Source organism: Bartonella sp. AC10YNML, from assembly GCF_042196825.1.
Lineage (GTDB): Bacteria > Pseudomonadota > Alphaproteobacteria > Rhizobiales > Rhizobiaceae > Bartonella.
The window spans coordinates 125,974-132,990 of the sequence record NZ_JBHIRA010000003.1 but is presented as its reverse complement, the minus strand read 5'-3'; the positions used below and the strand labels follow the sequence as shown (position 1 = coordinate 132,990).

Below are 7,017 nucleotides of genomic sequence, written 5' to 3'. Positions count from 1 at the left end.
GCCTTATTAACAGCGTCAGTGGCTTTTTCTATCACATCAGATGCTGCTTTATCGGCTGCTTCAGGTGCTTCTTTCACAGCATCAACAGCCTTATTAACGGCGTCAGTGGCTTTTTTCTCCACATCAGATGCTGCTTTATCAGCTGCTTCAGGTGCTTCTTTCACGTCATCAGTTGCCTTATTAACGGCGTCAGTGGCTTTTTCTATCACATCAGATGCTGCTTTATCGGCTGCTTCAGGTGCTTCTTTCACGTCATCAGTTGCCTTATTAACGGCGTCAGTGGCTTTTTCTATCACATCAGATGCTGCTTTATCGGCTGCTTCAGGTGCTTCTTTCACGTCATCAGTTGCCTTATCAACTGCATCAACTTTATCCGTATCATGTGCAGGATATTCGGAAGCCTTTCGTGCTGCACTTTGAACAAGTGAAGTAGAACAAGCTATAAAAACCCCCATATAAAAGAGTGTTTTCCAATTGATTTTACGATACATTCTTTTCTCCCCTTAAGAGCTTATTGAATAGTTGAAACAAACAATCTTCTTTTTAATGACTATTCATGTCATTCAACATTGTCACAGCACGTCGATTTTGATTCCAACAGGAAATATCATCACATACTGCTACAGGTCTTTCTTTTCCGTAAGAAATTGTTTGAATCCGTTGTGCAGACACACCTAGAGACACCAAATAGTTTCGCACAGCAACAGCACGGCGCTGTCCAAGTGCCAAGTTATATTCACGTGTTCCCCTCTCATCAGCATGACCTTCGATCATAATAGAATAATAAGGATAATGAAGCAACCATTCTGCTTGGCGCGTTAAAACACGTTCAGCATTAGCATCAAGTGAAGAAGAATCGAGACCAAAAAACACGCGATCACCCACACTAACTGTAAATTCTTGTCCTGAGCCTGGTGACACCTGATTCAAACCAGCATCATTCATATAAGCGCCATTCATACCGTTAAGTGCACCAACATTTTTTTTGCCACACCCACCCAGGCATAGTGAGAAAAGAAAAAGGATAGCTAAAGAATGAGAGATGTTTTTTTTGGTAGAGCGCATAGTCCGTTTCTCCTTGAATTTCGTAAAGAAGGGTAAATTCTTAAAAATATTTTTAAGAATAACCGTTAATTCCTAATGAAGACGAAATTTTTTCTGTTTTTTTCGTCCTCATTTTTACTTTTAAGTCTCTGCCAATTTTTCTTCTCTTCAGCCATTCCTCTAACATTTTCATAAGAAATGTTTCCCTTATGAGTCATGGCTTTTTATGCATCATCTTGATCTTGACTATTTTTTTGCAGCGCGTTCAACTTTGCAAAAACTTTATCAGCGTCAAAAGTCTTATGCAGATTTTCTTCGCTCTCATTTTCCTCTAGAGCAGCGTTTTCCGTCACAGAAGCGGGAAGCAACGACCTATCTTCTTCTGCTGCAACAGGACGATTTTTCGCCGCACGCTGGAGCTCAAAATCTAAATCGATTTGTGAACACAAACCAAGTCCTACAGGATCAAGAGGAACCAAATTTGCACTATTCCAATGGGTTCTAAGGCGGATTTGTTCAATTGTCGCTTTTGTTGTCCCAATCAACCGTGCAATTTGTGCATCTTTCAACTCGGGATGGTTCGTAACCAACCATAGGATACCATTGGGACGATCCTGGCGTCGAGAAAGAGGGATATAGCGCGCCCCTTTACGTTTTTTTTCAGGAATATGCACCCTCGATTGAGAAATTTTCAAGCGTGCGTTTTGATCAGCCTCCACCCGTGCAATTTCACTGCGCGTCAATTGCCCAGAACTAATCGGATCTAAACCTTTAATACCATAAGCCGCATCACCATCGGCAATAGCTTTTACTTCCAAGACATGCAATTTACAAAATTCTGCAATCTGATCAAAAGAAAGAGCTGTATTATCAACCAACCAAACAGCTGTTGCTTTGGGCATCAAAAGTTGCGTTGCCATTTTTATAAATCCTCTTCTGCGCCTCTTCTATGAGGCAGGTTACCGCCCACTCAAGAGCACTGGAACTTTTTATATGCTTAGGTCTCTCCAACCACTCCTAAAACAAAGCGCGGCATGGAATAAACCATTTTGCTATGAAATTACATTCTGTTATAGCGTTATTTTTGCTCAACGACAAGAGATCTCTCTTGTAATGATCCTCAACTAAGGTCTCTTTACCTTTAAGATGAATTTTCTTATAAAGGGTTTATTTGATTATTTCACCTCATGCTGTGGCACATTTATTCTGGTGGGATGCGAGCTTTATCGCCTTAAATTCTAAAAAGTGTCCAACTGGAAAGAAAGCCCTCAAACAGGAAGGAAAACTATGGCAGGCCATTCACAATTTAAAAATATTATGCACCGTAAAGGGCGTCAAGATGCTATGCGCTCGAAAATATTTTCTAAGCTTGCGCGCGAAATTACCGTAGCAGCAAAACAAGGTGCTCCTGATCCAGCCATGAATCCACGTTTAAGGCTGGCTGTTCAAAATGCCAAAGCACAATCGATGCCGAAAGATAATATTGAACGCGCAATTAAAAAAGCGTCAGGCACCGATGTCGAAAATTATGATGAAGTGCGCTATGAAGGCTATGGGCCAGGAGGCGTTGCCGTCATTGTTGAAGCTTTAACCGATAACCGCAACCGCACTGCTTCAAATGTGCGCGCCGCCTTCACAAAATCAGGAGGAGCCTTAGGGGAAACAGGTTCTGTAAGTTTCATGTTTAATCGGATTGGTGAAATAATCTATAAGCCAGAAGCAGGAACAGCCGATAACATCATGGATGCAGCAATTGAAGCCGGTGCCGAAGATGTGCAATCAGAAGAAACCGGACATCATATTACCTGCGCATTTGAAGATATTGGTGAAGTTTCAAAAATGCTTGAAGCAAAACTTGGTGAAGCAGAATCGATTAAAACAATTTGGAAAGCCACCACCCTTGCACCAATAGATGAAGAAAAAGCTTTATCTGTTTTACGACTGATTTCAACATTAGAAGAAGATGATGATGTGCAAAATGTTTATGCCAATTTTGATATCAGCGATGAGATTTTGGCAAAATTATCTGTATAATTTCCATCATTTGCACAAGCCCTCTCTTCATTCATGAGGGCTTCAAAAGCATTTGTCACCCCTCCTATCCGCACAATAAAAGCCCCGCGTCAATAGCGGGGAAAATCTGTCTGTACAACAAGAAACCACAATCAATTCCAGAAAACATAATCCCAAAAAGAAAAGCATACACAAAACTCTGTAGTCTCACGCCTTTCTTACATGCCCAAAAGATTATCCCTATATTCCTCTCTATTCGATCTTGTTGTTCTTTAAGATTAACCTCCCCGCCTTCAAGTGATGAAAATGATCTAGCCTGTAAAAAATTCGAATTTTCTTAACGTATTCCTATGACGAAGCACCCATGAAATTCACTTTAAACTTAAGACTCAGCAAACATGCACTCCCCTAAATATTCGCCACGCACTTAAAAACACTTAGAATATATCAAGAAGGTTTATACGTCCTATATCCCCACACCTCAAAGGGCAGTGTTTTTACAACATCACAGAATAAAAATAAGCAAATGGAAAGCCAGAGCTGATTGTTTAGCAAAGTATTGTACAAAAAGCCAGTACATCTCTCTAATCTGTTGCGGATAAATTTTTGACTTTATGGCATTAACTTTATGACATCGTATGTTTTTAAAATAACGTCATTTATCTTAAAATCTGTCCTTTTGCTCTTACCGATCAATCAATATTCAGACCTAAAACAACCGCGTACTCGAATAAAATACATCAGAGAGCAACAGCCCCCTGACAAGACCAAATTCTTCACAAACAAAATTGAAGAGGAAGTTTAAAAAAATATATATAGCGACACTTTTAATAAAAAGTTGAAATCTAGAGACTTCAGAATTTTCGACTCTATTTTTTCAAGGTATTGTTTTGAATTTTTTAAGCATTTTCCCCCAAGGAAATTCCATTATCGATCAACAACCGTAGATGATAGATGAAATCTACATAAATCCCCATGCCCACTATAACCAATTCCTGCTTTTAAATAATTAAAAACTATTGAGATTGTGTAAAATTGAGACTGTATTCCTTCTATATTCTGTTTTTAAGCATTTTGTTTTACTGTATATTGAGCAATGGCGACCATGCTGGATCCGAAGCATCATTGGGTGTAGGGAGTTGTCGTTCATTGCGTCCGGTAATGTCAATCGTATAGATTTTTGGTCCCATACCGGGATTTTTGCGAAAGAACATCAGCACACGACCATTGGGGGCCCACGTTGGTCCTTCATTATGAAAACCCGTGGTTAAAATTCGTTCTCCTTGTCCATCTGGGCGCATAACACCGATAGAAAATTGTCCGCTTAATTGTTTTGTAAAGGCGATATAGTCACCCCGTGGAGACCAAATAGGTGTTGAATAACTCCCCTCGTTTGAAGAAATACGTTGAATATCACTCCCATCTGCATTCATTTTATAGATTTGCGGCTTTCCGCTACGATCTGAAGAAAAAACAATTTGTTTGCCATCCGGTGAATAAGAAGCAGAAGTATCAATAGCAGAAGTTGTTGTAAGTCGCGTCATCGTACGGGTTCGTAAATCCATGGTGTAAAGATTGGCACTCCCATCATTTTGTAACAAACTCATGATGACTTTTTGTCCATCAGAAGAAAAACGCGGAGCAATTGTCATGTTATTAAACGTTCCAATCAACTCTCTTTGCCCCATTTCAATTTGTTGGAGATAAACATGAGGTACTTGATTTTCCTCATAAGCCATATAGGTCAATTCTTGTCTTTTTGGGGAAAAACGCGGTGTAAGCACCAATTCACTTCCATCGGACATATAAATCAAATTTGCTCCATCTTGATCCATCATGGCTAAGCGTTTAATGCGTGCATTTTGAGGTCCTGTTTCATCGATAAAAACAATTCTTGTATCAAAATAACCACTTTCTCCTGTCATCTCACTATAGATCTCATCTGCAATTATATGGGCCACACGCCGCCACCGTTCTGTCGCGGTATAAAAACGCCGTCCTTTCAGTTGTCGCTCTCCAAAAACATCCCATAAACGAAAATCGACTCTCAATCGTCCATCGATTTCTCTCATGACTTGCCCCGTCACCAAACCTTGCGCTTTTATTTTCTGCCAATAAGCAAAATGCGGTTGTTTATTAGGACTAGAAGTGTTTTCAACAAAATTTGCTTTATCAAGCGGTAAAAAAAGCCCCGACCGTTCCAGATCGGCTGTCACCACAGCCGTTATTTTAGATCCAATCGAATCATTGGAAATAAAGTCTGTAATTGCAATAGGAATGGGATTAAAATCAGCGCTTGAAATCGTCCCTTTCAATTGCGCATAAACCAATGAAATATTTGAAAGCCACAACCCACAAGTGACAATAAACCAAGCAAAAACTTTATATCTCGTTATAGTCATCATGGAATGCGTCCTTTCGTTAAGCGATTTTTTTATCATCTTATTTCTTGGAGGGGATCAACATTAAAGTCAAAACCTTGCCCCCACAGGCCATATTGATCACGTGGGAGATCTGCATAAGGTTGGCATGAAAAAACAGCCGCGTATACCTGCCTTATCATAATAGCTTGTTGACTCTCAAGACCGCTTACAGGATCAATGATAGGATCACCCACAACCATTCCTTCACGGTCCAAATAAAATCGCAACCGCACGACCGGACGATTCTTTAAATCGCCACCAAGCGCTACAAGTTTAAGCTTCTGTTGAATACACCCCCCAACAATATTGACCAATGTTTGTGCCATTTTTGTGGTATCATTAATATTTTTTCTTGCACCCAAAGCTTCTGGTGTATGAGAACGTTTTGCTCCTCCTCCTTGTGACCGCGCACGATTGAGCAAATTATTTTCCTCCATGGCCAGAATATCTTCAATGGTCTGTTTCTCTTGGTGTTTCTTGCTAAGCTTTGGCGTATTTTGATTCAATGCCGCCTTATTTTTCATTGTAGATTCTTCGTCAAATTTTGGTTTCAACTGTGGAAGAAGAATTTTTTCTGGAAGCACAATTTTGGGAACTTGATGAACCACCTGCTCTGCCGGTACTTTTTGTACCGTTGGAGTCAATTCTTTTGGCGATACCATCTCTTCATTTTTGTGCAAAGGCTTAAGCGCAGTCTCGGGTGCATCCTCCGGCACTCTTACAGGCATCTCAGGCGCAACCTTAGGCGCATCTTCCGGTACTTTCAAAGGTATCTCAGGTGCAACCTTAGGCTCATCTTCCGGTACTCTTACAGGCATCTCAGGCACAATCTTAGGCTCATCTTCCGGTACTTTCAAAGGCACCTCAGGCGCAAGCTTTGGCTCATCTTCCGGTACTCTCACAGGCATCTCAGGCACAACCTTAGGCTCATCTTCCGGTACTTTCAAAGGTATCTCAGGTGCAACCTTGGGCTCATCTTCCGGTACTCTCACAGGCATCTCAGGTGCAAGCTTTGGCGCATCTTCCGGTACTTTCAAAGGTATCTCAGACGCAACCTTGAGCTCATTCTCTGGTTCTTTTGAAATCTCTTCTGTTTTTGCTTCTAATAATTCTGGTTGTGTAAGTTCGGATGTGGATGTTTCCGACGTACTTTCGCTTGTTGGCGGCGGTGTTGTCTCAACGGGGAGCAACTTTTCCTTTGGTTGAAATGGTGCAAGACTATCTATTTGTCCCTCTCCAATATGGCGTGCATCTTCTTTCTCTTGTGGTTGCATAGTTGGTTTTACGGCAGGGATTGCGCGGATAGGAGCCTTCACGGCTCCTTGTTGAGAAGAAAACTCGTCCACCAAAGGAGCAAGAGTAATGGGAATTGCTTCCAATGGTTGTGGTAAAGAGACAGAGCTTGTAAACTGAATAGCTCCCCAACTGAGAAAAATGACATGGACCACAAGGGATAAAGCCAAGCCTCGTTTCATACTATGATAAGAGTCTTTGTTCATTCTTTATGCCTTATTTACGCCTTACATTTTTTCATTTT

General features: G+C 40.9%; 5 protein-coding genes and 1 pseudogene. 1 reads left to right on the top strand and 5 read right to left on the bottom strand.

Annotation, left to right across the window (positions count from 1 at the left end; translation table 11 throughout):
• The 3 genes and pseudogenes from ACFINA_RS02925 to ACFINA_RS02915 all read right to left on the bottom strand — a co-directional run.
• Positions 1-491: pseudogene (locus ACFINA_RS02925) on the bottom strand (tol-pal system protein); the annotation flags it as partial.
• A 52-nt stretch (positions 492-543) separates the two neighbouring features.
• Positions 544-1,065, bottom strand: coding sequence for a peptidoglycan-associated lipoprotein Pal (gene pal / locus ACFINA_RS02920; protein ID WP_375615033.1), 522 nt, complete (start codon positions 1,063-1,065; stop codon positions 544-546).
• 203 nt (positions 1,066-1,268) lie between these two features.
• A complete protein-coding gene (locus ACFINA_RS02915) occupies positions 1,269-1,964 on the bottom strand; it encodes a DUF1013 domain-containing protein (protein ID WP_375614503.1) in 696 nt (231 codons plus the stop codon).
• A gap of 367 nt (positions 1,965-2,331) precedes the next feature.
• Between ACFINA_RS02915 and ACFINA_RS02910 the strand changes: the two genes are divergently transcribed.
• Positions 2,332-3,078 (top strand): YebC/PmpR family DNA-binding transcriptional regulator, encoded by a 747-nt coding sequence (locus ACFINA_RS02910; protein WP_375606534.1) that lies wholly within the window; start codon positions 2,332-2,334, stop codon positions 3,076-3,078.
• Positions 3,079-4,136: 1,058 nt separating this feature from the next.
• Here the strand turns inward: ACFINA_RS02910 and tolB are convergent.
• Both tolB and ACFINA_RS02900 read right to left on the bottom strand, forming a co-directional pair.
• Positions 4,137-5,462, bottom strand: a complete 1,326-nt coding sequence (gene tolB, locus ACFINA_RS02905; RefSeq protein ID WP_375606535.1) for a Tol-Pal system beta propeller repeat protein TolB — start codon at positions 5,460-5,462, stop codon at positions 4,137-4,139.
• A 32-nt stretch (positions 5,463-5,494) separates the two neighbouring features.
• Complete coding sequence (locus ACFINA_RS02900; RefSeq protein WP_375615032.1) at positions 5,495-6,979, bottom strand: cell envelope biogenesis protein TolA; 1,485 nt, start codon at positions 6,977-6,979, stop codon at positions 5,495-5,497.
• Positions 6,980-7,017 lie beyond the last annotated feature (38 nt).

What these genes read in the sequence shown, in the direction of transcription:
- ACFINA_RS02910 (WP_375606534.1), top strand. Translation starts at nt 2,332, where the DNA reads ATGGCAGGCCATTCACAATTTAAAAATATTATGCACCGTAAAGGGCGT.
- ACFINA_RS02915 (WP_375614503.1), bottom strand. Translation starts at nt 1,964, where the DNA reads ATGGCAACGCAACTTTTGATGCCCAAAGCAACAGCTGTTTGGTTGGTT.
- tolB (WP_375606535.1), bottom strand. Translation starts at nt 5,462, where the DNA reads ATGATGACTATAACGAGATATAAAGTTTTTGCTTGGTTTATTGTCACT.
- ACFINA_RS02900 (WP_375615032.1), bottom strand. Translation starts at nt 6,979, where the DNA reads ATGAACAAAGACTCTTATCATAGTATGAAACGAGGCTTGGCTTTATCC.
- pal (WP_375615033.1), bottom strand. Translation starts at nt 1,065, where the DNA reads ATGCGCTCTACCAAAAAAAACATCTCTCATTCTTTAGCTATCCTTTTT.